This is a genomic window from Thainema salinarum CENA647 (assembly GCF_057732415.1).
The window spans coordinates 16,639-41,327 of record NZ_JBYJZJ010000002.1; the positions used below are offsets into that span (position 1 = coordinate 16,639).

At 57.5% G+C, this 24,689-nt stretch carries 11 protein-coding genes and 8 pseudogenes; 6 read left to right on the plus strand and 13 right to left on the minus strand.

Going from position 1 to position 24,689, the window contains the following annotated elements; all coding sequences use genetic code 11:
- Nucleotides 1-20 precede the first annotated feature (20 nt).
- A complete protein-coding gene (locus tag AC286M_RS00220) occupies nt 21-251 on the minus strand; it encodes a hypothetical protein (RefSeq protein ID WP_488202466.1) in 231 nt (76 codons plus the stop codon).
- 231 nt (nt 252-482) lie between these two features.
- On the opposite strand from AC286M_RS00220, the gene AC286M_RS00225 reads away from it, so the two are divergent.
- Nucleotides 483-1,633, plus strand: a protein-coding gene (locus AC286M_RS00225) for an IS3 family transposase (protein WP_488202467.1) whose coding sequence is annotated in 2 segments (ribosomal slippage) — nt 483-735 and nt 735-1,633 — 1,152 coding nt in all. Because the reading frame shifts where the segments join, the coding sequence is not laid out codon by codon here.
- Nucleotides 1,634-2,123: 490 nt separating this feature from the next.
- Here the strand turns inward: AC286M_RS00225 and AC286M_RS00230 are convergent.
- Both AC286M_RS00230 and AC286M_RS00235 read right to left on the minus strand, forming a co-directional pair.
- The gene (locus AC286M_RS00230; protein ID WP_488202468.1) at nt 2,124-2,627 is read right to left on the minus strand and encodes a hypothetical protein; all 504 of its coding nucleotides are present in this window, start codon (nt 2,625-2,627) and stop codon (nt 2,124-2,126) included.
- Nucleotides 2,628-2,860: 233 nt separating this feature from the next.
- Nucleotides 2,861-4,414 (minus strand): long-chain-fatty-acid--CoA ligase, encoded by a 1,554-nt coding sequence (locus AC286M_RS00235; protein ID WP_488202469.1) that lies wholly within the window; start codon nt 4,412-4,414, stop codon nt 2,861-2,863.
- Nucleotides 4,415-4,710: 296 nt separating this feature from the next.
- Between AC286M_RS00235 and AC286M_RS00240 the strand changes: the two are divergent.
- Nucleotides 4,711-4,860, plus strand: a pseudogene (locus AC286M_RS00240) (transposase); the annotation flags it as partial.
- Between the two features lie 52 nt (nt 4,861-4,912).
- Here AC286M_RS00240 and AC286M_RS00245 read toward each other — a convergent pair.
- Nucleotides 4,913-6,048 (minus strand): IS3 family transposase gene (locus AC286M_RS00245; RefSeq protein WP_488202470.1). Its coding sequence is split into 2 segments (ribosomal slippage): nt 4,913-5,793 and nt 5,793-6,048, totalling 1,137 coding nucleotides; the frame shifts between segments, so codons are not numbered across the junction.
- A 72-nt stretch (nt 6,049-6,120) separates the two neighbouring features.
- Here AC286M_RS00245 and AC286M_RS00250 point away from each other — a divergent pair.
- Nucleotides 6,121-6,913 (plus strand): annotated as a pseudogene (locus AC286M_RS00250) (IS5 family transposase); the annotation flags it as partial.
- 136 nt (nt 6,914-7,049) lie between these two features.
- On the opposite strand, the gene AC286M_RS00255 reads toward AC286M_RS00250, so the two are convergent.
- Nucleotides 7,050-7,490 carry a CesT family type III secretion system chaperone gene (locus tag AC286M_RS00255; RefSeq protein WP_488202471.1) on the minus strand — a complete coding sequence of 147 codons (441 nt, stop codon included), beginning with the start codon at nt 7,488-7,490 and terminating at the stop codon, nt 7,050-7,052.
- A 217-nt stretch (nt 7,491-7,707) separates the two neighbouring features.
- Between AC286M_RS00255 and AC286M_RS00260 the strand changes: the two genes are divergently transcribed.
- A protein-coding gene (locus tag AC286M_RS00260; RefSeq protein ID WP_488202467.1) for an IS3 family transposase occupies nt 7,708-8,858 on the plus strand; the annotation gives its coding sequence in 2 pieces (ribosomal slippage) (nt 7,708-7,960 and nt 7,960-8,858; 1,152 coding nt in all).
- Between the two features lie 49 nt (nt 8,859-8,907).
- On the opposite strand, the pseudogene AC286M_RS00265 reads toward AC286M_RS00260, so the two are convergent.
- The 4 genes and pseudogenes from AC286M_RS00265 to AC286M_RS00280 form a co-directional block, all read right to left on the minus strand.
- Nucleotides 8,908-9,665: pseudogene (locus tag AC286M_RS00265) on the minus strand (integrase core domain-containing protein).
- Nucleotides 9,666-9,948: 283 nt separating this feature from the next.
- On the minus strand, nt 9,949-13,365 hold the full coding sequence (locus tag AC286M_RS00270; protein WP_488202472.1) for a calcium-binding protein: 3,417 nt from the start codon (nt 13,363-13,365) through the stop codon (nt 9,949-9,951).
- Between the two features lie 34 nt (nt 13,366-13,399).
- Complete coding sequence (locus AC286M_RS00275) at nt 13,400-15,550, minus strand: calcium-binding protein (protein WP_488202473.1); 2,151 nt, start codon at nt 15,548-15,550, stop codon at nt 13,400-13,402.
- A complete protein-coding gene (locus tag AC286M_RS00280) occupies nt 15,469-19,071 on the minus strand; it encodes a hypothetical protein (protein WP_488202474.1) in 3,603 nt (1,200 codons plus the stop codon). The genes AC286M_RS00275 and AC286M_RS00280 overlap by 82 nt, the downstream gene beginning before the upstream one ends.
- A gap of 759 nt (nt 19,072-19,830) precedes the next feature.
- Between AC286M_RS00280 and AC286M_RS00285 the strand changes: the two are divergent.
- Nucleotides 19,831-20,708: pseudogene (locus AC286M_RS00285) on the plus strand (IS3 family transposase); the annotation flags it as partial.
- A gap of 7 nt (nt 20,709-20,715) precedes the next feature.
- On the opposite strand, the pseudogene AC286M_RS00290 reads toward AC286M_RS00285, so the two are convergent.
- The 3 pseudogenes from AC286M_RS00290 to AC286M_RS00300 all read right to left on the minus strand — a co-directional run.
- Nucleotides 20,716-21,327: pseudogene (locus AC286M_RS00290) on the minus strand (IS30 family transposase); the annotation flags it as partial.
- A gap of 18 nt (nt 21,328-21,345) precedes the next feature.
- Nucleotides 21,346-22,497, minus strand: a pseudogene (locus AC286M_RS00295) (IS3 family transposase).
- A gap of 67 nt (nt 22,498-22,564) precedes the next feature.
- Nucleotides 22,565-23,366, minus strand: a pseudogene (locus AC286M_RS00300) (transposase); the annotation flags it as partial.
- Nucleotides 23,367-23,409: 43 nt separating this feature from the next.
- Here AC286M_RS00300 and AC286M_RS00305 point away from each other — a divergent pair.
- Nucleotides 23,410-23,685: pseudogene (locus AC286M_RS00305) on the plus strand (IS3 family transposase); the annotation flags it as partial.
- A 211-nt stretch (nt 23,686-23,896) separates the two neighbouring features.
- Here the strand turns inward: AC286M_RS00305 and AC286M_RS00310 are convergent.
- On the minus strand, nt 23,897-24,235 hold the full coding sequence (locus AC286M_RS00310) for a hypothetical protein (protein WP_488202475.1): 339 nt from the start codon (nt 24,233-24,235) through the stop codon (nt 23,897-23,899).
- Nucleotides 24,236-24,689: the final 454 nt, after the last annotated feature.

Here is a 24,689-nt window from a genome sequence, read left to right on the forward strand (position 1 = left end):
CTGCGATCGTCTCAACAGACTCAACAGTCTCGACGAGCTCTTGATGGCTTCATCAGAAGACAAAGCGCTACGACCGCGTCTTTCTTCGTCTTGCCCATCTTGGCGAGCTTTTCGTTCAAGAAATTGATGGTACTTTCGAACTCTCGTCGGGAGATTTCTTCGGCATGCTTGAGCAAAGCAGCTGCCATTTCACGCAGTTCAGCGGCAGACTTACCCTCGACTGTAGAGGGATTGATAAGACTAGATGCCATAGCGTTAACAAAATATCGACGTACTTGGTGACGCGTCTATTATGCGACTCATGGCCTCAAAATTTTGCTTCGCACCAAAAATAGTGCAATTCGTTCCGACTCACCGGCGTGTGGCGATGCTGGTCAACGCGCCTATTTGCCGCACCTGTCAGTAGAGTGAACCTGCGCTGCCCCCAAAATTTAGCCACACGACGGTTTGGAGTCCAATTCACCCTGAGAGGAAATTGGACGATGAAGAAGCGATTCACCGAGGAGCAGATCATTGGCTTCCTGCGCGAGGCCGATGCGGGCATGAAGGTCAAGGACCTGTGTCGCAAACACGGATTCAGTGAGCCGAGCTACTACGCCTGGAAGGCGAAGTTCGGCGGGATGAACGTATCGGACGCGCAGCGCCTGAAGGGCTTGGAGGCGGAGAACACGAAGCTCAAGAAGCTGCTGGCGAACTCGATGCTGGAGATCGATGCGATGCGGGAGGTGCTCAAGGGAAAGTAATGGCCGTGGCGGCGAAGCGCGATTGCGTGCGGCAGCTGCAGGCCAAGGGCCTGAGCGAGCGGCAGGCATGCCGGTTGGTAGGCATCAGCACGAGCGTGCTGCGTTACCAGCCGCGCGAGGACGGCAATGAGCCCTTGCGCGAGCGCCTGAAGGAGTTGGCCGGCCAGCACCGCCGCCACGGCTACCGAATGCTGCACAGCCGCCTTCGCAACGATGGCTGGTCGATCAACGTCAAGCGCACCTACCGGATCTACCGAGAGGAAGGCCTGATGGTGCGCAAGCGCCGCCGCAAGAAGCTGCCGGTGCCGCACAGGCAGCCGCTGCTGCGACCCCTGCAACCCAACGAGGTATGGAGCATGGACTTCGTGTTCGACGAGCTGGCCAATGGTCGCAAGGTCAAGACGTTGACGGTGGTGGACGACTGCACGAAGGAAGCCGTGCAGATCGCGGCCGACACGTCGATCCCGGCGCTGTACGTCACGCGCGTGCTCGATGCCGTGAAGGCCGAGCGGGGCCTGCCCAAGGTGCTGCGCACCGACAACGGCCCGGAGTTCGCTGGCCGCACGATGCAGGACTGGGCGGCGAGAAACCAGGTGGAGCTGCGATTCATCCAGCCGGGCAAGCCGGTGCAAAACGCCTACATCGAGAGCTTCAACAGCAGGTTCCGCGACGAGTGCCTGTCGCAGCACTGGTTTGCCAGCCTGGGGCACATGCGCAGCGTCATCGACAACTGGCGCGACGACTACAACCACCACCGGCCGCACAGCACGCTTGGCTACGTGCCCCCGGCTGTGTTCGCCGCTCGATGCCGGCAGCATGCTGCCGGCATCGAGCAACACGATCCATCGACTACGATGACAACCCCGGACTCTGGATCAGCGTGTTGCTAAAGCTGGGGGCAGCGCACCACCGTTATCTACGGAGAGCAGTCTCGAAATCAATGTACGGATTGGCTGCGTTCAGGACCGTGCGCATGACGATCCTCGAATAGCATTGGCCTAGAAGCCGCTTTAGCGGAGAACACCGAAAGTGTTTCAGCGCTTCTCTTGTGCATACTCGGCGAGGAGGAAGATGTCCTTGGCACTAGCTAGGTGCACCTGGAGAGATCCCAAAAAGTGATGACGTCCTGAGGAGCAATGCGCTGTCCAGAGAAGACATACGATCCGGCCTCCGCGTCTACCGCAATTTGGCACCAATCCCCGCACGTGTTTTGCACCGCGGCGAGAAATCCTTCGCCACCTTCTGACGAAGCGGAGATATACACATAAGGGCCACTCGACCAACTATATGAGTTGTCAAGTGCAGCGCGTGGAGTTCGCTGCTACGCGCGCGCGTAGTTGCGAATCGCACCGAATCCCCCGATCACAATGCGCCGGACTCCTACCTGGGCTGATGAACGAAAGGCTTTGTCAGGTCGAGCTGCTGTGGATAACCCTGCGCATCAAGAGTGACACCAATATCTGTCGATCGGGAGAAGAAGAGCGCGCCCCCCTGTATCCGCGCCAGCGCTCGAACTGGCGCTCCTATCGCAGGCGTCAGCATCAGAAGGTCAACCTGCCCGACCAGCTCTACACGCTCCCCCACAACCTCTACAGAATTTGTCGTAGGAAAAGCTTGAGTGTAAGAGGTAACCGTTGAGCAAAGGGCATTGTTGTAGATCGACCCGGCGCTCTCCAGCTTAAACTGCGACGGACCAGTCCTAACAATGGTTAGCACCTCGTTTTGGGAAAGGCCTTGAGGAAGCTGCGGATCGACGCCCGCAGGCGTCATTACGTCGCAGGCCGACACCCATACTCCATCATAAATCTGCGCTCGTTCTGGCATGGGTGACGTTGGCGTGCTCTCAACGAAAGCTTGGCCCCCGCCACCCCCACCGCACGCCACAAGCAGAGCCGCCAACAGTGTGAGGGCCGCGAGTGGGGATCGGATCATTCATCTCTCCAGAAACAAGCTACAGCTGTGCCGGAGAACTCTACCCGCGCTATTCGTGGTCGTGGTCGGCCCGCCACCAACTGCATTCACGCAGGCACGAACTGACGCCGGATGGAATGAAGTACCACCATCATGGGAGAAATGCCGCGGAATCGTGGAAGCGCGTACTTGCCAGCGTGCGCAATTTACGCAATCGCGCTTCCTGCCTTTTCCCAAAAGGGGATCCTGAGCTCAGTTTTGAGAATCTTCCCCGCACCTGAAATGGGTAGAGAGTCAACAAAGTCGACCGTGCGGGGCACTTTGTAGCTCGCGATCAGTCCTTTGCAATGATTTTGAAGTGTGGTCAAAGACGGGTTGCTATCCGGACGAAGCACAACGATGGCATGCACGCTTTCACCCCATGTCGCGCTTGGGATGCCAATCACTGCGCAGGCTGCCACTGCCTCATGACTCATCAGAGCGTTTTCAACCTCTGCGCTATACACGTTCTCACCACCGCTGATGATCATGTCTTTGAGGCGGTCAACCACATAGATATATCCGTCAGCGTCCGCTCTTCCTGCGTCACCCGTATGCATCCAGCCATCTACCAAGACTTCCGCAGTTTCGTCCGGCTTGTTCCAGTATCCAAGCATGACACCAGGCCCCTTAACCACAATCTCGCCAACCTGGCCTACCGGCAGCTCGCACATGACGGAATCAACAATCTTCACCTCAGCAAGCATTGCGGGAGTTCCTGCGGACTTCAACTTGGCAGATCCATCCAGCGTGTGGTCACGCGGTTGCAGCACTGTCGCAAGCGGCCCGAGCTCGGTTTGTCCATAGGCCTGATACAGGCGCACGTGAGGCCATTTGGACATGACTCGAGTTAGCACCGATTCACTTATGGGCGATGCCCCATAGGCAATACTCTGAAGACTCCCTACATCGTGGCGAGCAGGATCGTAAGTATCCACCAACATTTGGACGATTGTAGGAACGAGTAACGTTTCGGTGCAGCGGGCCGATTCAATGAGATCAAAGACCGCAACGGGAGAAAATTGTGGACAAATCACTTGCGTTCCCGCGACGCCCAGCACCGCATTCATGAACGCACTGCCCGCCAGGTGAAACATCGGTGCCACATGCAGTGCCACCGGGTTAGAGGACACAAGGCCATGACCCGCCATCGCCATTGCATTCACATATAAGTTTTGATGCGAGAGAACGACACCCTTAGGAAAGCCCGTAGTGCCCCCTGTGTAGAAAATTCCCGCGATGTCGGAACCTCCTCGCAGGACATCATCAATCGGCGCCGCCGAATCAACAAGCTGTTCGAAGTCAAGATCGAGCTCAGGAATGGGCTCGTCCGCCGCTCCCATGACCCAGTCCAGGCGAGCGCCGCACTCCGAGATGCCAGTGACCAGATGAAGATTTGCCTTGTCAACTATCAAATGACGTGTGTCAGAATCGGCAAGTGAATATGCGATTTCCTTTGCGTTCCATCGTGTATTAACAGGGTTGACCACACCCCCACACCAGTAAACTGCAAGAAAGTACTCGACATACCTGGCTTGGTTGTTAGACAACATGGCCACGCGATCACCGGGCCTAACACCGTGAACGGTAAGTGCCGCGGCAAGCCGCGCCACTCGATCATGCAGCTGCCGATAAGTGGTCGTTCGGCCCTCAAAAACAATTGCGGTGCGTTGGGGGAACGCTGTACAAGCTCGGCGCAAGCCTTGGGTGAGATACATCATAGCCCGCAACTATAGGTGCCTTTTCGTCCCGCCAAATCGAAAAGCAGTACTTTCGAGTAGGGGAATGTTCGTAAGCTGAATCGTTTTTCGATGTCTTGCAAGGCTCCGCCCCAGCTTGAGAATGGTGCTACCTTTACCGTAGCATCCACGTATTCACGGTTTCAGGCCCCACGTTCACCTCATCCCAGTCGAATAGCCCTCGGGAAGGTCTGCAAAACCTCGGCACCCTTGGCCTGATGTGAGACATTGACGGCATGAAACAGATGAGCCTGGGCGAAAGCGGATAGGAGCGCAAGACCAAGAGGACGCGCAAGCGCGAGTTCCTTGATGAGATGAACCTGGTGGTGCCCTGGGCCGAATTGGTCTCGTTGATCGCACCGCACGCACCAGTCCCTAGCGCCAAGGGCGGACGCCCACCGTTCGCCGTCGAGACCATGCTGCGCATTTGACCTGCCCCCTGTAGACGTACCAATCAAAAGTGGAAGTCCGGATTCAAGATTACTCGATGGGGTTCTTGGTTGAAGGGAATTGAGCTGCATCGCCAGTGCGCTGGCGATGCAGCTCGGCGAAGCGAGCCGGTGGCATACGTCCCAGGCTACTGTGCGGCCTGACCTCGTTGTAGTCCGTTCGCCAGGCTGCCACGGCCACCCTGGCCTGATGCAGGGTCTCGAACCAGCATTCGTTCAGATGTTCGTCACGGAACTTGCCGTTGAAGCTCTCGATGTAGCCGTTCTGCATGGGACGCCCAGGCTGGATCAGGATGTGGCGAATTCCATGAGCCTGCGCCCATGCCATGAAGGCCCGGCTGGTGAATTCCGGACCGTTGTCGGTGCGCACTGCCTGTGGGTACCCACGAAACAGCGCAGCCTGATCCAGAGCGCGGGTGACGTACTGGCCTGAGATGCCGAAGTCCACCACGATATCCACACTCTCGTGGCTGAAATCGTCCGCCACCGTGAGGTACTTCAAACGCCGCCCGCCCGAGAGGCTGTCGCTGACAAAATCCATGCTCCACACCTCGTTGACCGTGCGCGCCAGTTGCAGCGGCACGCGCTCGTTGACGGGCCGTTTGCCCTTCTTGCGTCGGCGCACGGCCAGGTTGGCCTGCCGGTAGAGGCGGTATACGCGCTTGTGATTGATCCCGGGAAACTGCGGACGCAGCAGATCGTGGATGCGCCGGTAGCCAAAGCGGCGGCGCACATGGGCGATCTCCACGATCCTCTCGTGCAGTTCCATAGTGGCTTGATTGGCCTGTGGTGGGTGGCGGTAGCTGTCGCGGGAGAGCCCCACAAGACGGCACGCTCGGCGCTCGGACAAATGGTGTTCGCTCACCATACGCCCAATCGCCTCGCGCCTGGCCTGTGGGGCTAGCGCTTTACCCCCAGAACGCTCTTGAGCGCGTGCATGTCCAGGTGAGCCTCGGCCAGCAGTCGTTTGAGCTTGGCGTTCTCAGATTCGAGCTCGCGCAGGCGCTGTGCTTCAGAGACCTGCATGCCGCCGAACTTGGCGCGCCACTTGTAGAACGTCGCGTCGCTGAAACCGCCGTTGCGGCACAGCTCCTTGATCGGCATGCCGGCCTCGGCCTGCTTGAGGAAACCAATGATCTGTTCCTCGCTGAATCTGCTCTTCTTCATGTCCGTCATTCTCCTGGTGGTTGACGGACTTCACTAACTTCAGACTGCTACGGCTGGTGGGGGGCAGGTCACATTCACTTCATCCAGCAGTGGTTCAACCTCTCGGACCCGGCCATGGAAGAGACCCTATACGACATGGCGCTGTTCCGTGAGTTCGTGGGCCTGGATGCCGGTGAAGACAACCTGCCTGACGAGAGCACGATTCTTCGGTTCCGCCACCTGCTCGAAGCCCACAACCTGAGCTTGCAGATCCTGGCCACAGTCAACGCCACGCTGGCCCAAGGGGCTGTTGCTCAAGAGCGGCACCGTGGTCGATGCCACGCTGATTGCCGCGCCAAGTTCGACCAAGAACAGCAGCGGCGAGCGCGACCCCGAGATGCACCAGACCAAGAAGGGCAACCAATGGCACTTCGGGATGAAGGCGCACATTGGGGTCGATGCCGACTCGGGCCTGGTGCACACGGTGGTGGGCACAGCGGCCAACGTCAACGACGTGACGCAGGCGCATGGGCTGGTGCATGGTGAAGAAGCCGATGTCTTTGCCGACTCGGGCTACCAGGGTGTGGGCAAGCGAGAAGAGACCCAAGACATCAATGTCAACTGGCATGTGGCCATGCGACCGGGCAAGCGCAAGGCGCTAGACAAGAGCACGCCGATGGGCGCGATCCTGGATCAACTGGAACAGGTCAAAGCGCGCATGAGGGCCAAGGTCGAACATCCGTTGCGGGTGATCAAGCGCCAGTTCGGGCATGCGAAGGTGCGCTATCGAGGCCTTGCCAAGAACACGGCGCAACCGCACACGTTGTTTGCGCTGTCCAACCTGTGGATGGTGCGGCGCACGCTGCTGCAGGAGATGTGGGGATGAGTGCGCCTGCAGGCGGTCAGAGGGCCGCAGAACAGGGCGAAATCGGCCTTCAAACCGACCTCGAATGCCTGAAATCGCCGTCATCCGAAATCGAGTGCCTCAACTCGCGCTGCGGCGGGTGTTGTGCAGACCTTCCCTAGCACTCCACCTTGTCAACATGCGAATCCCTCCATGCGAGCGCCTGTTCAGTTAGCTTTTCAAGAAGCTGCACGAGGTTCGGTCCCGCTACTTCGGACAGTGTGACGCTCATACAAAGGACCACATTTCTTTCTAAATCCAGTCCAAAACTAGGTGCTTGCTCGCTATACATCAAGAGGTTGGCTGTGAGCAGAGAGAGCATTGCTTCTGAGCTAGCCTTATCAGGAAGATGGCCAAACTTGCAGTGCACGAACACGCGAGCAGGTGCTTCAATTCGATGGCTCACTATGCATTCGACATCAGCAATGCCAAAGCAGGCCACGCGACAGTCCGGCGTCTCAGTCTTTACCCACACCTCTCTTTCCGCAAGCTGAACTAGCTCACAGGTAGTTCTAATGAGATCGTCGAAAAGCTTGAGGGCATCGGCGTCAGTGGTCACAAGTGAAGTTGGTTGCATACGACCGGCAGCAAAAGAATTGAGAAATACGAAGGTTACGAAAAAAGCTACGTTTCAAGCGTAGCTGAGGATCAATACACCGTTTTGTGCACCCAAACGACCGAAAAACTTCACCATCTGTATAGCAGTGGTGCGCTGCCCCCAAAATTTAGCCACACGACGGTTTGGAGTCCAATTCACCCTGAGAGGAAATTGGACGATGAAGAAGCGATTCACCGAGGAGCAGATCATTGGCTTCCTGCGCGAGGCCGATGCGGGCATGAAGGTCAAGGACCTGTGTCGCAAACACGGATTCAGTGAGCCGAGCTACTACGCCTGGAAGGCGAAGTTCGGCGGGATGAACGTATCGGACGCGCAGCGCCTGAAGGGCTTGGAGGCGGAGAACACGAAGCTCAAGAAGCTGCTGGCGAACTCGATGCTGGAGATCGATGCGATGCGGGAGGTGCTCAAGGGAAAGTAATGGCCGTGGCGGCGAAGCGCGATTGCGTGCGGCAGCTGCAGGCCAAGGGCCTGAGCGAGCGGCAGGCATGCCGGTTGGTAGGCATCAGCACGAGCGTGCTGCGTTACCAGCCGCGCGAGGACGGCAATGAGCCCTTGCGCGAGCGCCTGAAGGAGTTGGCCGGCCAGCACCGCCGCCACGGCTACCGAATGCTGCACAGCCGCCTTCGCAACGATGGCTGGTCGATCAACGTCAAGCGCACCTACCGGATCTACCGAGAGGAAGGCCTGATGGTGCGCAAGCGCCGCCGCAAGAAGCTGCCGGTGCCGCACAGGCAGCCGCTGCTGCGACCCCTGCAACCCAACGAGGTATGGAGCATGGACTTCGTGTTCGACGAGCTGGCCAATGGTCGCAAGGTCAAGACGTTGACGGTGGTGGACGACTGCACGAAGGAAGCCGTGCAGATCGCGGCCGACACGTCGATCCCGGCGCTGTACGTCACGCGCGTGCTCGATGCCGTGAAGGCCGAGCGGGGCCTGCCCAAGGTGCTGCGCACCGACAACGGCCCGGAGTTCGCTGGCCGCACGATGCAGGACTGGGCGGCGAGAAACCAGGTGGAGCTGCGATTCATCCAGCCGGGCAAGCCGGTGCAAAACGCCTACATCGAGAGCTTCAACAGCAGGTTCCGCGACGAGTGCCTGTCGCAGCACTGGTTTGCCAGCCTGGGGCACATGCGCAGCGTCATCGACAACTGGCGCGACGACTACAACCACCACCGGCCGCACAGCACGCTTGGCTACGTGCCCCCGGCTGTGTTCGCCGCTCGATGCCGGCAGCATGCTGCCGGCATCGAGCAACACGATCCATCGACTACGATGACAACCCCGGACTCTGGATCAGCGTGTTGCTAAAGCTGGGGGCAGCGCAGTACCAATCAAAAGTGGAAGTCCGGATTCAAGATTACTCGATGGGGTTCTTGGTTGAAGGGAATTGAGCTGCATCGCCAGTGCGCTGGCGATGCAGCTCGGCGAAGCGAGCCGGTGGCATACGTCCCAGGCTACTGTGCGGCCTGACCTCGTTGTAGTCCGTTCGCCAGGCTGCCACGGCCACCCTGGCCTGATGCAGGGTCTCGAACCAGCATTCGTTCAGATGTTCGTCACGGAACTTGCCGTTGAAGCTCTCGATGTAGCCGTTCTGCATGGGACGCCCAGGCTGGATCAGGATGTGGCGAATTCCATGAGCCTGCGCCCATGCCATGAAGGCCCGGCTGGTGAACTCCGGACCGTTGTCGGTGCGCACTGCCTGTGGGTACCCACGAAACAGCGCAGCCTGATCCAGAGCGCGGGTGACGTACTGGCCTGAGATGCCGAAGTCCACCACGATATCCACACTCTCGTGGCTGAAATCGTCCGCCACCATACGCCCAATCGCCTCGCGCCTGGCCTGTGGGGCTAGCGCTTTACCCCCAGAACGCTCTTGAGCGCGTGCATGTCCAGGTGAGCCTCGGCCAGCAGTCGTTTGAGCTTGGCGTTCTCAGATTCGAGCTCGCGCAGGCGCTGTGCTTCAGAGACCTGCATGCCGCCGAACTTGGCGCGCCACTTGTAGAACGTCGCGTCGCTGAAACCGCCGTTGCGGCACAGCTCCTTGATCGGCATGCCGGCCTCGGCCTGCTTGAGGAAACCAATGATCTGTTCCTCGCTGAATCTGCTCTTCTTCATGTCCGTCATTCTCCTGGTGGTTGACGGACTTCACTGAACTTCAGACTGCTACGGCTGGTGGGGGGCAGGTCATCAAACTGTTCCCCAACCTCTACTTCTGACTGGCTCAGGAAATCGAGGGGACTTCAATTGGAACCAACTGCAGCCCAATCACCGCAAATCGCAGCTTTGCTGAAACAAACATCTGCGGGTGCATCTACTTTGGGGCAACCCCGTTCGAGAAGTCCGTGGGGGGACGCGGAAGGGGGTCGTCATAGACGACGCCCCTTTACCTGGACCCCGACTATTGCCAGCTGGCTGCAAGGACTGGGCTCAGCTGCTGGTGCTCGCTGGATAAACTATTCTGGCCCATAGGCGGAGGCTGAAACGCCGCCATTGCCTGAACGAGCGCATCCACCTTGGTTGCTGTAAGCGCTTTGCCATCAGCAAGCTTCATGGTCTCGATCTTAGAGCTGCTACCGGAGTACCAGTTTTTGATGGTAACCATGTCGCCGGTTCCGATGATCTGAATGTTCAGATCCACGCTTGCTTTGGAGAACCACAACTGATTGGACGCAATGCCCTCTCCAAACGCGAGCGCATCCGAACCCGCCGACTCCACAATGGAATCGGCCGAGTCACCGCGGTTGAACTCGTAGCGATCATCGCCGCTGCCACCAGCAAGCGTATCTCTACCTGCGCCACCATTGAGGGTGTTGGCCCCAAAGGTTCCGACAATCGAATCATCAAAATCACTGCCAACCACGTTTTCAATGCTGGTCAGAGTGTCGATCTCCCCGGTTGCCAGGTTCTTGGCCATGCCCTGAGACAGGTCGATATTGAAACCGGGTCCGCTGATCATCTCAAGGCTCATATCGTCGATAGCAAAGTCATTGGAGTCAACCGCAGTCTCAAGATCCCTTAGAGCAAAAGCGAGGTTTTCGGAGGACGTCGCCTTAAAGCTGATGGTCATCAGCTGCCAGCCTTGTGCACCACCCACGTCCACTAGGGTTCCCACAGCCGACGTACCCAGGTGGGCCTGCAGCCGAGCAGGCTTTGCCCCCCCAGCAGAGTTCACTGCGAAAGTCAGTTGATAGGTTGCATCCTTTATCAGCGTCACGCTTTGTTTCCAGAAGGCTTTGCTGGCGGCACTGGCACCGTCGACCATCAGGAACTGGTCTGACCCGCCGTTTCGACCAGTGCGGGTTGTAAATCCCCAATCAGGTGCTTGCGAGGTAAGACCGGCCTGGCCCGCGCCGGTAACTTGCTGAGCCTGCAGTACATAGTCGGATGTCCAGCCTGCCATGTCAGAGAATGTTTGGGTGAGCAGCGGAGATCCTCGACCACCAAAATTCGCCGTATCGAACCCATCGCCACCATGCAGGGCATCCTTGCCCAAGCCTCCCATCAACGTGTCGTTGCCTTGTCCACCGTTGATCGAATCGTCGCCTGCCCCACCGGAAAGCAGATTTGCGACGCCATCGCCGAACAGTGTGTCGTTGAGAGCTGTGCCTACTACGTTCTCCACCTGCAGCACGGTATCGAACACGGCCTCACCAAGACCTCCGTACTTCCACACCTTACCGCGGGTTAGGTCGGCAACGATGCCCGAGCCGTTTCGCTCTGCGCTACGGCCAGACAGATCTGTCACACTGTAGTCGAGGGTGTCGACTCCCGCCCCTCCATTGATTTCATCGTTGACGCTCTCTATGTCCTGCAGGATGTGATCATCGCCTGCTTCCCCGTCGACAACATCCCATCCCAAACCACCAACGAGAAGATCCCGGCCATTTCCCCCGTAAAGATAGTCGTTTCCAGCGCCGCCCTCCAGCACATCGTCCCCGTCGCGGCCCGAAAGCCTGTCCACGCCAGCGCCTCCGTTGAACACATTGCCGACTGCGTTGCCGGCGATAGCATCATTCAACGAGGTACCGATAATGTTTTCGATGTTTAGAAGATCGTCGGCGCCTTCCACGGACAACCTGTGGTATTTTTTCACGTGACCTTTTGACAGGGCCAGATCTGCCACGATGCCCGTCATTCCCAGGACCCCTTGCCGAGGCCCATAGAAGGTGGTCAAGCTGTAGTCCACGGTGTCCACACCGACTCCACCATCGATGGTGTCACTGACGAATTTGATCTCCTGAACAGGCGTGTCGTCGACGTATTCGATGTCCTGGAGAAGGATGTCATCGCCTTCGCCAGCATTGATGCTGTCCCTGTCAGCACCACCAGTGAGCAGATCGTCTCCGACGCCTCCGAGCAGGGTGTCCGAACCATCGCCACCATACAGGGTGTCCGCACCGCTTCCCCCGCGCAGGTCATCGTCACCATTTCCCCCTGAGAGCATATTGTCCTGACTGTCGCCCCCGATCGTGTCATTCAAATGGCTACCAACTACGAACTCAATACTCGAGATTCTGTCCACAGCGGATTCAAGTTTTTTGACTGTGCCAGCAGCGAGGTCCACATTGACACCCTTTGCCAAGCCTTTACCCAGCTGCGAGAGTGAAGTAACGCTGTAGTCCAACGTGTCGACACCAGCGCCGCCATCCAGGAGGTCTACATCACTGGAATTCAGGTCTTGCAGAATGAGATCTTCGCCAGCGCCGCCTTCAAGGGTGTCAGACCCTTCTTCTCCGGCCAGGATGTCGTTACCGTCGTCGCCTCGAATGACGTCATTGCCTAGACCACCCTGGAGCAGGTTGTCAGCACTGCTACCCGTGATCGTGTCTCCGAGAGAGCTGCCGACCAGGTTCTCAAATCCAACAAGCTTGTCGACATATCCGTTGGACTTCTTCACAGTTTGCTTCATGGAGTCGGACAGATTGGCTTCAATGCCGAAGCTGCGCACGTTAGTCAGAGTGATGTTGTCCAAGCCGTAGTCAGCGCCGCCCTGCCCTGCATTCAAATCCCTCAGCTCAATTGAGCTGGGGCCGGAGTTGGCCGCCTTAAACGAGAACAGCACCGTTCTGGTCCCCGTTGCAGCGCTGACCGCAGAAGGACTACCGACCGCTTGGCCATCGATGAAGAGTTGGAACTTTGCGGGCGTAGCTGCGCCCGACTGCACCTCGAAACTTAGGGTAAAAGACTCACCCTTAGCCAGAACGGCCTGCTGACGCCAGATGGCACTCTGCCTCCACAACTCGAGTTTTTCGGAGGCATGCGGCTTACCTGAGACAACAAAGAACAAGTCAGACGTAGCCGTCATCCCCATCATCTTGAAGGATCCGGCGACATTGCCCTCTTCGACATAGGCGTAGTCCGTCTCGAATGGAGTGGACCTATCAAATGTCTGCTTGAACACAGTTCCGAACGTGCTGATGCTGTAGTCCACTGTGTCGGTGCCAGCGCCTCCATCGAGGGTGTCATTTACTCCCTCAACATCCTGCATGAAGTTGTCATTGCCCTCGCCCCCTTTGCTGCTATCTGCTCCGTGACCCGCCATCAATGTGTCGTCGCCCGTACCTCCGTCCAGTAGGTCGTCTCCACGACCACCACCAAGCACATCATCGCCACCACTCCCGCTCAGGAAGTCCGCGCCATCACCTCCGAAAAATGCGTTGTCTTCGTTGCTACCTCTGATGTCATCATCGAGTGAAGTCCCAACGATGTTCTCAATGCCAATCAGCTCATCCACGGCCGTCGAATCAACCTTGCCGAACTTCTTGACCGTAACGACCGCGCTGGAAAGATCAACCTGGATGCCCTGTTGCTCCATTAGATCTCTCCTGCCATCAAACTGAGTCAGGCTGTCAGTCGACCGTGTCAATTCCATCTCCGCCGTTGATCACGTCCCTCACCCGTTCGATATTTTGAAGGATCTGATCATCGCCAGATCCTGCGTCGATGGTGTCGGAGCCTTGCCCCCCTCTCAAAATGTCCGCGCCGTCGCCTCCCAGTAGCACGTCATTGCCGGATTCACCTGTCAATACGTTGTTAGAACTATCGCCCTTCAGTACGTCGGCCCACTCAGTGCCGATCACGTTTTCGACCCCTTTCAAAACATCGATGCCGCCGTTCCCTTTGTCCACAGTGCCCGATACAAGGTCAATCTTGACGCCAGTAGTCCGTGCATTTTTGAGCACCATGTTGTCAAAGGCCAATCGGCTATTGACGTTGTTAACGTTGGCACTCCCCAACTCAATGAATTGAACACCAGATCTCTGTGCAGTGAAAGTGTAGGTGTGCCAGGTCCATGAACTTGGCGAGTTAACATTGATAGAATTCTTGACGACAGTGCCGTCAACATAGAGCTCAACAATTTCACTCTCGCCAGAACGTGCTTGGAAGCTGAAAGAATAAGTTTCTCCCTGGATCAACTCGATGCTTTGCTTCCAAAACGCGTCATTGGTCCCAGCGTCCTGTACATAAAGAAACGTGTCGCCATTTGCACCTGAACCTCCGCTCTTGATGCGATATCCATCCGTCACCTCATCCACAATCTGCACCTGTCCAGGCAGGAGACTAGTTAGCCAGTTATCTCCCTCTTTGCGCGCATATTCACTATCCCATGCGACAAACCCATCAAAACTTTGCGCGAACACGGTCCCAAACTGTGTAACGCTATAGTCGAGGGTGTCTGTGCCAGCGCCTCCATCAAGATTGTCGTTGGCGGCTTCCAGATCCTGAAAGAGGATGTCGTCGCCTTCTTCACCACAAAGCGTGTCCGCGCCTGATCCGCCCGAGAGAAGGTCGTTACCGGTGCCGCCGAGCACCGCGTCGTCCCCGACTTGGCCAAACAACAGGTCGTCTCCGCCGCCGCCTACAAGAGTGTCTTCGCCTTCACCGCCGGAAAAATGATTGCCGCGTTCATTGCCGGAGATGCTGTCAGACAACGACGTCCCAACGATGTTCTCGATTGAATTGGTCCAGTCGACGGGATTGCTGCCCTTCCTGACTGTTCCTACATCGTTCTCGCCAAGGGCCGCGACGATTCCAAGGCCACCCATCTTCGCCTCGGCAGCCTTGCCAATAGGGCCGCTGTAATCGACCGTATCAACCCCCTCACCCCCGTAAATGAAATCCGTGGCACTTTCAATCTCTTGAAGAATGTAGTCGTGCCCCGCCTCACCATAGATGCTGTCGGCCGCGGCACCACCCAGCAGAGTGTCACTGCCATCTCCACCGTGAAGCGTGTCCAGACCCGCACCCCCGGCCAACACGTTTGCGCCGTTCCCTCCGACGATTTTGTCGCTCTTCGAGGTGCCTGTAACGCTTTCAACACTAACGATACTTTGGTTCTTACCTCCTCCGAGGGACCCCATCTTCCCTTCCAAAAGATTTACATCCACGCCGTTAGGCGAGCTAAACAGGCTGAAATCCACGGTGTCAAAGTCTGCTCCGCCATCTACGCTATCGAAATAAAGCGAATCGATCACCAGCGAATCGTTACCATCCCCACCGTGTAATGAGTCAAGCCCTTCGCCACCCAAAAGAGTGTCGTTACCCCCACCCCCAAAAAGAGTGTCGTTACCAGCGTCGCCGGTGAAGATGTTTGACCAGCTGTTGCCCTGCATGTAGTCAGCGCCTCTCGCGCCGTGGATATTCTCGACGTTGATCAGCACGTCGGTGCGCACACGGTAGTCTGGCGCCGAAATCAACTCATAATCCCGGTACTCTGTAATAGTCTGATCCGTGCCGTAGACGACAGTCTGACTGTTGGAAACTTCTTGGTAATAGTTGGTACTGCCCGGCATCTTCTGCACCTCGAATCCGGTGGTTGTGGCAGTTACCACAATCTTCGAGTCCTCGGCGAGTGCGTAATAGCTTACGGCGTCCCAGCCCCCACCTCCGTCGAACTGCATCTTGCCAGTGTTTGCAATCACGACATCATCGCCATGGCCACCCTCGATCTGCAGCGTGATGTCGTGCAGTTGATCTCCATCTTTAATTTTGGTGACCACCTTAGAGAAGTCAATGGTCGTGTGTGCACTTCCATCGACAAAGCGCCAGTGCGCTCCCCCTTAATGTCCAACACGATCTTGTTGGCCTTCTTGCCTTGAGACACGGTGGTCCGTTCTTCCGAGCCCGGCGCGAGCAAGGGGCTAAGGAAGGAAATCAGCTGACGATCTTTGCCTAGCGGAGGTTCTCCAATTCGCACAGTGCCCTGTTCCATGGTGACCTCGATCGTGCTGTCAGCGATCACAAGCCCATCGACGAATCTATCAATGAAAACTTTCGCGGTATTAAAATCATCCGCGAAGTCGGTAATGGCTGCCAGTTCGTGGGCCGTGGGAGAAGTTTTAGTGGTCGTCAGTGCTACAACGCTGTCCACGGAGAAGGCTTCTTGCAACTTCTTCAATTGTTCAACCGTTGAAGGATCGTCAAGCACAATTTTGTATTGTGCGTCATGATTCGCCCCGAAGAATTCACGGCCCCCCCCCCTAGCCATGATCTTCTTGGCGTAATCTTCGGCGAGCTCCTCCAAGAGTTTTTGCTGGATGCTTTTTACAATCATCTGGATAAATCCAACCACGAAACCGACTATCGTACCCACAGGCCCGGCAGCCATACCCATGGCAGACATCACCGTAAGAGTTGTTGAACCCACTAGAGTCAACAGCGATTGACTACTCAGACTTCCACCATCAATCTTGACCTTGTCCAGGTACAAATCGCGTAGCAGTCCATCTCCTTCATACCCATATGCGCTCATTTTTTTATCAAGCTCGTCGAGGCGGTCGGCGTACTTGGATGTTTCGACGATCGCGCGCACTTCCATCGGAGAGAGCGCAAGCATGAGGGCTCCCAGCGTGGCACCAAGCGCGGGACCCACGATGCTTGCGCCGCTGCTGGCATTGCGCGCAAGATTTGCTGCCAACACATAGCTGGATATGCCCTGAATAATACCGCCCCCTAATTGCGTGCTCATTTCCGCGGCAATAACAGCCCTTTGTCCGCGTGTCAACGCACTATTTTTTAGGGATACACCTGTTGCGATCGCGCCCAAAAGCCCGTTGGCTACGCCAAACGCAGACCCTGCGACGTTGAACAAATTGAGGGAGTCATCACTCCAATTGCTTAATGTCCCAATGGCAGCAATTGTTTTGGTCAAGTTGGTCGCAAAACCTGCCGCACTACCAGCCACGGATACGGCGGCAACTCCAATGTCCGTCGTATTGTTTGAGTCGATTGCAAGAATCAGATTCTTGATGGATCCGCCCAAACCGACGATTGCGTTCAAAGTCAATCCCACGCCTGCCGTGGCACCTACCCACTGCCGCGCAAGCTTGACCTTGCTTCCGTATTCCGGATCAGTTTGCGCGGAAGGGGAATAACGAAAGGCATTTCCTACGTACAAAATAGACTCAAGACCTGCCCCGATAATTGCACGGGCAAGGTTTAACCGCCCCAGCTTCGTTTTGGCATCGCCGTCCGGCCCGTACATCCCTGGATGGTTTATCAGGTAGCCAATACCCAAGACCGCAGTGGACATCCAGTGATACTGGGAAATCAGCGTTGTTTGAGCTTCGTATTGAGACTGCAAATTCCGCTGGTATGCGCCCTGACTTTCGGTAAGCTTCCCGACCCCTTGTGTTGTCAAGCTCTTTTGATACACGCGATTGTTCAGCGCCCAATAGCGATAGACTGCACCGAGCATTCGATCTTCCACGTTGTACGCTGAATATGGACTCATCGGTTGGCGGAATTTTTCAAGTAATTTCCAAGCCGGGCTTTCAATTCCATAATCAGGATTGGAAGGAACGCCGCTCATTGGATCTGGCAAAGCAGGCATTTCACGCGTGTACCCCAGCGGCTGCTCCCACAGCTCAACCGAAAGTGAACTAATCGCTTGAATAGACATGCTTTGCCATTGCTGCTCGGAGAGCGTCTCGAGTACCTCCGAACTCAAAGAGCCAACTTTGCTTTCCAGAGCCGCCGTTTGAACACTGCTCATCCGCGCTACCTGCTCCACGGTAAACGCGCTGACTGCCTCAGGTCGTAAACCCATCAGTGCGAGAGGCGAGAAGCCAGCAACGGCATCAGGTGTAAGAGCAGCGATTTGTTCCTTGTCAATGCCCGCCGCCTGATCAAACGACAGGCTGGAGATTGCGGTCGCGGTTAGTGCAGCCCACTGCACATTGGTCATCTTCGAGATCGTCTCAGGCCGGATGCCATCCAGCACGGCGCCAAGTTGAGCGACCTGCCTGGTAGACATGACTTTGACTTGGCTGTCAGTGATTCCTGACGCTGCCCCCTTGGTGAGCCCGGCAATCGCAGGCAGGCTCAAGCTGACGAAGCGGGCTGTCGTGAGCCCTGCAATCTGAGCGGCGGTCAGCCCAGAGCCTGCTTGTTGGCTCAAGCCACCGAGCGCGGCCGCACTTAGAGCCCTGAACTGAACATCGCTGAGCGAGCCGACCTGCTCGGCCGATAAGCCTTTGCTCGCATCATCGGTAATGGCAGCCAAAGCAGTGGTGGAAAAGCCCGCGATAGCGGTGCCGAGATATTGAACCTGGGACGCGCTAAGCACCTTTGCTTGCTCCGCAGTCAGCAGCTTGGCGTCGTCAGCCTGAACACCTGCAAATGCCTCCTTTGGCAAAGCAGCAATAATCTTGGATCCTAGCTGATCAATCGTGTTGCTTGCGCCCTGCAACCATGAACTCATCTGATTGGCCGTAACGCCACTCCAGCTATTGGTCAAAGACAACAGTGTGGTCTTGCTCAACTTCCCAAACTCGGCCCCCGGTAGATTTGTCAGCTGAGCAGACTGAATCTCCTGCAGCATGGATGAAGAAAGCAGGGCAATAAACTGACCAGTCAACTCCGCAAATGCCGTGGGCAATATCATCCGCAACTTCTCGGCCGTCAGGGTAGACATCCTTGCAATTGAACTCGACAGACTATTGATAAGAATTCCGTTCAATCCTCCGAAAGCTTGAGTGCTGATGGCTCTGAGCTGGGCGGTGGAAAGCGCCTGAAAGCCGCTCAAAGCAAGACCATTAATTGCAGTTGCAGACAGAGCTCCTATCCATGTCTCGGACAATGACGCGACGGAATTGCGCGAAGTCCAGCTCTGCAGTTGCGAGCCGCTCATGCCCGATAGTTTTCCAACCGCAAAAATCGCATCCAAAGTCTGCTTGGAAAACTGACTGACCGCGCTCGCACTGATGTCCGACATCAAATGGGGAGCAGAAGACAAGGACAAAGAACTGGCAGGGGTGCGTAACCACTCGACCCACGCTGCTTGAGGAATCTGCGCATGTATCTCTGAAGCACTAGAAATCATGCGGGGCGTGAAATATGCCCACGCTTTACTAAGTGTCGCAGTCGTGCTGGCGTTTGCTTTAAGCCAACCCACGAGCTGGCTTTCACTCGCCGTCGAGAGACCTGAGCCCTGAACGTGTGTAGCGTACTCGTTGAGCTGAGCCACCGTCAGCTTGTTAAATTTTTCTTGAGAAGTTGTGTTGAGTTTAATCGATGCCATTGTTGTCTTGCCTTTTTCTAATTAACAATCAGGCGGCAATAGTCAATGCATTTTGCCAAATGCAACCATAAATTGGTTTCCCGATTAAAAATTAAACAGCTATACTCAGCCAAGCCAGTAAGCCCATGGCTCCAGCTTTGATTAACCGAATGGCGGGGTAACGAAATGCGTTATGTGCAACGCTGGGGCGCTAAGGCACTGCGCTTGGCGACCAAAAGTGGCATGGCACTAGTGGCATAGCACTGCCCAAGCCAGATACGTCGTCTTCTAGAAGCGAGACCAATGTGCTTTTCACACGGCGTGATGATCCCGTTAATAAGGCGTGAAATTTCAATGCTACAACGGCATGTTTACCGAAGTAAATATGAGAAATGACTTCTACTTGGAGTGTCACTTTTTCTCCTTACGCTACGATGCACACAGTAGGAGCCTCTCGTAGAACACGGTCACTTTTTCACTAAGTGACGAAAAACAAGAACGAATTGGCTCATGTCCACCTCGAAATTGGGGCATGTGGCCGAGCGCTATCTTCGGCTAAAAGGCTGAGGGCGCCGGCGATGCCAAGGCCCGCCTCGAACCTATATACAAGGCCTATGTGCAAGGTTTCCCTCCAGGCGTACAGGCCTGGCTCGCAACACCATTAAGAAGTACCTGCGGGCGGGCGATGAAGAGCCCCTTTACGCCAAGCGTGCGAGTTTTGGGCTGCTGCCGGTTTCATCGACACCTTGTTAAGGTGGAAGATGAAACCGGAGGTGGTTCATGGAGAGAAGAAGGACATTCAGCCGAGAGTTCAAGCTCGAGGCGGTCAAGCTGGTCAGCGAGCGTGGTGTGTCTGTGGCCCAGGCGGCCAAGGACCTGGACGTTCACGAGAACGTGCTGCGCAAGTGGGTGCGTGAGCTTCGGGATGAGCCCCAGGAGGCGTTCCCCGGCAATGGCAAGCAAAAGGCCCAGGATGCGGAGATAGCGCGGCTGCGCAAGGAAGTGGCCAAGCTCAAGATGGAGCGTGACATCCTGAAAAAAGCCGCGGCCTACTTCGCGAAGGAGTCGATATGAAGTTCGGCTTCGTGGCGAAACACCGAGGGGCCTGGCCGGTCAATCTGATGTGCGAGGCGCTCGGTGTCTCGCGGGGCGGCTTCTACGCCTGGCTCACGCGACCCAGGAGCTGGCGCAGCCTCAGCGATGAGGTCCTGGGCGCGCAGGTGCGTCAGAGCTTTGTGCGCAGTGACCGTACATACGGCGCCCGCCGCGTGTGGCACGACATGCTGGAGCAAGGTCAGACCTGTGGGCTGCACCGCATCGAGCGGCTCATGCGTGAGCAGGCGCTGCGAGCCAGACCCCGACGGCGTGGACTGCCCAAGGACCGAGGTGCGCGAAGTGCGGTGGCCGACAACGTGCTGGACCGCCAGTTCCAGGCTGATGGCCCGAACCAGAAGTGGGTGGCCGACTTCACCTATATCTGGACGGCCGAAGGCTGGCTATACGTGGCGGCGGTGCTGGACCTGTACTCGCGGCGCATCGTGGGCTGGTCGATGCAGGAGAGCATGACCTCGCAGCTCGTGGTGGACGCGCTCATGATGGCCGTGTGGCGCCGGGGCAAACCAGTGGCCCTGCTGCACCACTCGGACCAGGGCAGTCAGCCCGCATTCAACGAGTCGTCGCAACACTGCGTCTGCTGGTCGAGCGTATCAGCTCATTGAAGGCCTCTGCGGGCGTGTGCCAGTCGAGCGTCTTGCGTGGTCTCGTGTTCAAGGCCAGCGCCACTGCATGTAGATCGCTTGCTCGATGCGCGCTGAGGTCCGTGCCCTTTGGAAAGTATTGGCGCAACAGCCCGTTGGTGTTCTCGTTGGTGCCTCTCTGCCAAGGACTCTGTGGATCGCAGAAGTAGATCTGCAGGCCAGTGTGCATTGAGAGTTGCGCGTGTTGGGCCATCTCGGTGCCCTGGTCCCATGTAAGGGACTTCTTCAGCTGCTTCGGCAGCGAACTCATGGCTTTGGTGATCGCCTCTCTGACCGCCTCAGCGCCGTGACCAGCCAATGCGGGGCCGTGCTTGTCTCGTGGCTGCTGACGATGGCCAGGCAGAGGCGGCAGGTGCAGCAACATCGTGAAGCGCGTCGTCCTCTCAACCAGCGTTCCAATTGCCGAGCTATCCAGTCCAAGGATGAGATCACCTTCCCAGTGGCCAGGTACCGCTCGATCTTCAACGCTGGCCGGTCGCTCGCTGATCATGATCTCCGGGGTGACAAACGACTTCCCGCGACTGCGCTGCCCCCAGCTTTAGCAACACGCTGATCCAGAGTCCGGGGTTGTCATCGTAGTCGATGGATCGTGTTGCTCGATGCCGGCAGCATGCTGCCGGCATCGAGCGGCGAACACAGCCGGGGGCACGTAGCCAAGCGTGCTGTGCGGCCAGGTGGTGGTTGTAGTCGTCGCGCCAGTTGTCGATGACGCTGCGCATGTGCCCCAGGCTGGCAAACCAGTGCTGCGACAGGCACTCGTCGCGGAACCTGCTGTTGAAGCTCTCGATGTAGGCGTTTTGCACCGGCTTGCCCGGCTGGATGAATCGCAGCTCCACCTGGTTTCTCGCCGCCCAGTCCTGCATCGTGCGGCCAGCGAACTCCGGGCCGTTGTCGGTGCGCAGCACCTTGGGCAGGCCCCGCTCGGCCTTCACGGCATCGAGCACGCGCGTGACGTACAGCGCCGGGATCGACGTGTCGGCCGCGATCTGCACGGCTTCCTTCGTGCAGTCGTCCACCACCGTCAACGTCTTGACCTTGCGACCATTGGCCAGCTCGTCGAACACGAAGTCCATGCTCCATACCTCGTTGGGTTGCAGGGGTCGCAGCAGCGGCTGCCTGTGCGGCACCGGCAGCTTCTTGCGGCGGCGCTTGCGCACCATCAGGCCTTCCTCTCGGTAGATCCGGTAGGTGCGCTTGACGTTGATCGACCAGCCATCGTTGCGAAGGCGGCTGTGCAGCATTCGGTAGCCGTGGCGGCGGTGCTGGCCGGCCAACTCCTTCAGGCGCTCGCGCAAGGGCTCATTGCCGTCCTCGCGCGGCTGGTAACGCAGCACGCTCGTGCTGATGCCTACCAACCGGCATGCCTGCCGCTCGCTCAGGCCCTTGGCCTGCAGCTGCCGCACGCAATCGCGCTTCGCCGCCACGGCCATTACTTTCCCTTGAGCACCTCCCGCATCGCATCGATCTCCAGCATCGAGTTCGCCAGCAGCTTCTTGAGCTTCGTGTTCTCCGCCTCCAAGCCCTTCAGGCGCTGCGCGTCCGATACGTTCATCCCGCCGAACTTCGCCTTCCAGGCGTAGTAGCTCGGCTCACTGAATCCGTGTTTGCGACACAGGTCCTTGACCTTCATGCCCGCATCGGCCTCGCGCAGGAAGCCAATGATCTGCTCCTCGGTGAATCGCTTCTTCATCGTCCAATTTCCTCTCAGGGTGAATTGGACTCCAAACCGTCGTGTGGCTAAATTTTGGGGGCAGCGCACGACCCCTTACGCGCTCTCTGGGCACGCGCAGAGCACGGCCCGTACGCAGGCACGCCGTCAACTCACGCTGCAGCGCTCCGCGGCCCTGCACGTACAACGCTTGGTAGATCGCCTCGTGGCTGATGCGCATCGCAGTGTCCTCGGGGAAGTCGATTGGTAGCCTATTGGAGATCTGTTGAGGGCTCCAAGCGCGCGACCATCGGCGCGCCTGCCGACGCCCCTGCCGTCGACCGCTCCGTGGCACTTGCGGGCCGGCCATCGCTCGCCCGCCCGGCGTCAGCGATGTTTCCCGCAAGACGATCTTGCACGTACTTGCGAAGCGCCTGGTTGCCCGCCGGCTTGACCTGCCTCGGGCCTTCTGGCTGCACGATCAGCATGCCATTGCGCTGTATGAGAACGGTACTCCAGCTTGCCGCCCCGCGTCGCCGCGTTGCGCCGCAGCTCGCGCGAGATCGTTGAGGGGGCACGCCCAAGTTGACGGGCGATCTCCCGGACGCCCTCGCCGCAGGCACGCGCCAGCGCGATCTCCTCACGCTCGGCGAACGAACAGGGTCACGGCCGGTGGGCTGCGGCGCGGATGGTGCTAGATGCGAAGGTGGCATACCGCCGCATTGTCGGAACCACCGGGCACCAACGGCCATGGACACCCCGGCAAAGGCGGCCGCGTCCTCGCTGCTGAGCCCACGGGCGATTGCTTGCCAGAACGGCCATCGCGCTGCACGGTGCGGGACCGGAGGTCGTCCGGGCGAGCGCAACTTTGCGCGCAACGACGCGCTCTTCTTCCTCGTCTTCACATTCATCAACACCTCCAAATAGGACGTGTTGCAACGATGGGTTGAACTCACCCAGTACACCAGCGAGCACTTCCAGAAGTTGCTGGATGAACAGGGCATCACTTGCAGCATGAGCCGGGCCGGCGAGGTCTGGGACAACTCGGCCATGGAGAGCTTCTTCAGCTCGCTCAAGACCGAGCGCACGGCCAGGAAGGTGTACCGCACACGAGGGCAGGCCCGCTCAGACGTGTTCGATTACATCGAATGTTTCTACAACCCAACGCGCCGTCATTCGACGCTCGGCTATCTCAGTCCCGTACAGTTCGAGCAAGCTCAAGAAGCTTAGGCCGGTGTCAACGAGACCGGCAGCAGCCCACGTACCTCTAGTTTTGACCTGTCGCGGTTTTCCGGGAGAACGTCACCAAAGGACGTCTCTACATGAAGAAATCCAGATTCAGCAATGTCCGTGGCGTTCTGGCCTGCTTGGCGGAATCCGATACTTGCCAGGTTTTCAGCTGACATCTGCGCCACAGATATCTACGGCGCATCAGCTGGACTCATACTTCGTGGCTAAGCTCCAGCGGAAGCTCTGGCAGTGGGTATGCGCTGTATCCCACTTGCATAACGGCATCAAACTTCCCAAAGTATGGTTCACCGGTGATCGAATCGATCACTTCATAGCCATCTTCAGACAACGTAGTTCGGTCGTGAAGGCCGAACGGTGCGAATGCATGGATGAACGACACAACTGCGCTAGGGCCATCAAAGTTCACAACCCGGTATAGCTGCCCTTTGAGGTTTAGCAAGGCGATCTTCTCAGCGCGGACGGGAAATGGGTGGTGAGCATGCTTTTCCAGGAAACGTTGGATCTCTCTGTCAAAGGGAAGCCGTTCCACTCCGCACATCACTCGGCTACGGATCATATATTTCCTTGGTTGGCACCTTAGGGTGGCGAGCAGCGTCGCTCATGAAAGCGAAGCTGAAGCAAGGTGTGCAGAATAAAAGCCCGTTGGAGCACTAGACCTACCTGTGCTGACTTATGTGCCTTCCTAGAGCCGGACATGCTGACCCTTCACGACTTCCACCGGATAGCGGAGTCACCGCACACAGCAGCGCATTGAGTTTTCGTCTCTACTAGCGGGCAATGCCTTTGTCGACATCACAAAGTAGTGCGCCCGCAGGCGTCAGCGGTCGTATGTGGCTGCTCTGCGCACCGCAGCAGTACCGTCGACCATCCTCACACGTTTGTACCAGATCTCGTGCGCTTGTCGCTTTGGTTCCTTCAACTGATCCCTCTGCATAACATGCATCGGATCGACGTCTTCTTGCTCGACCTGATAAACACAACTC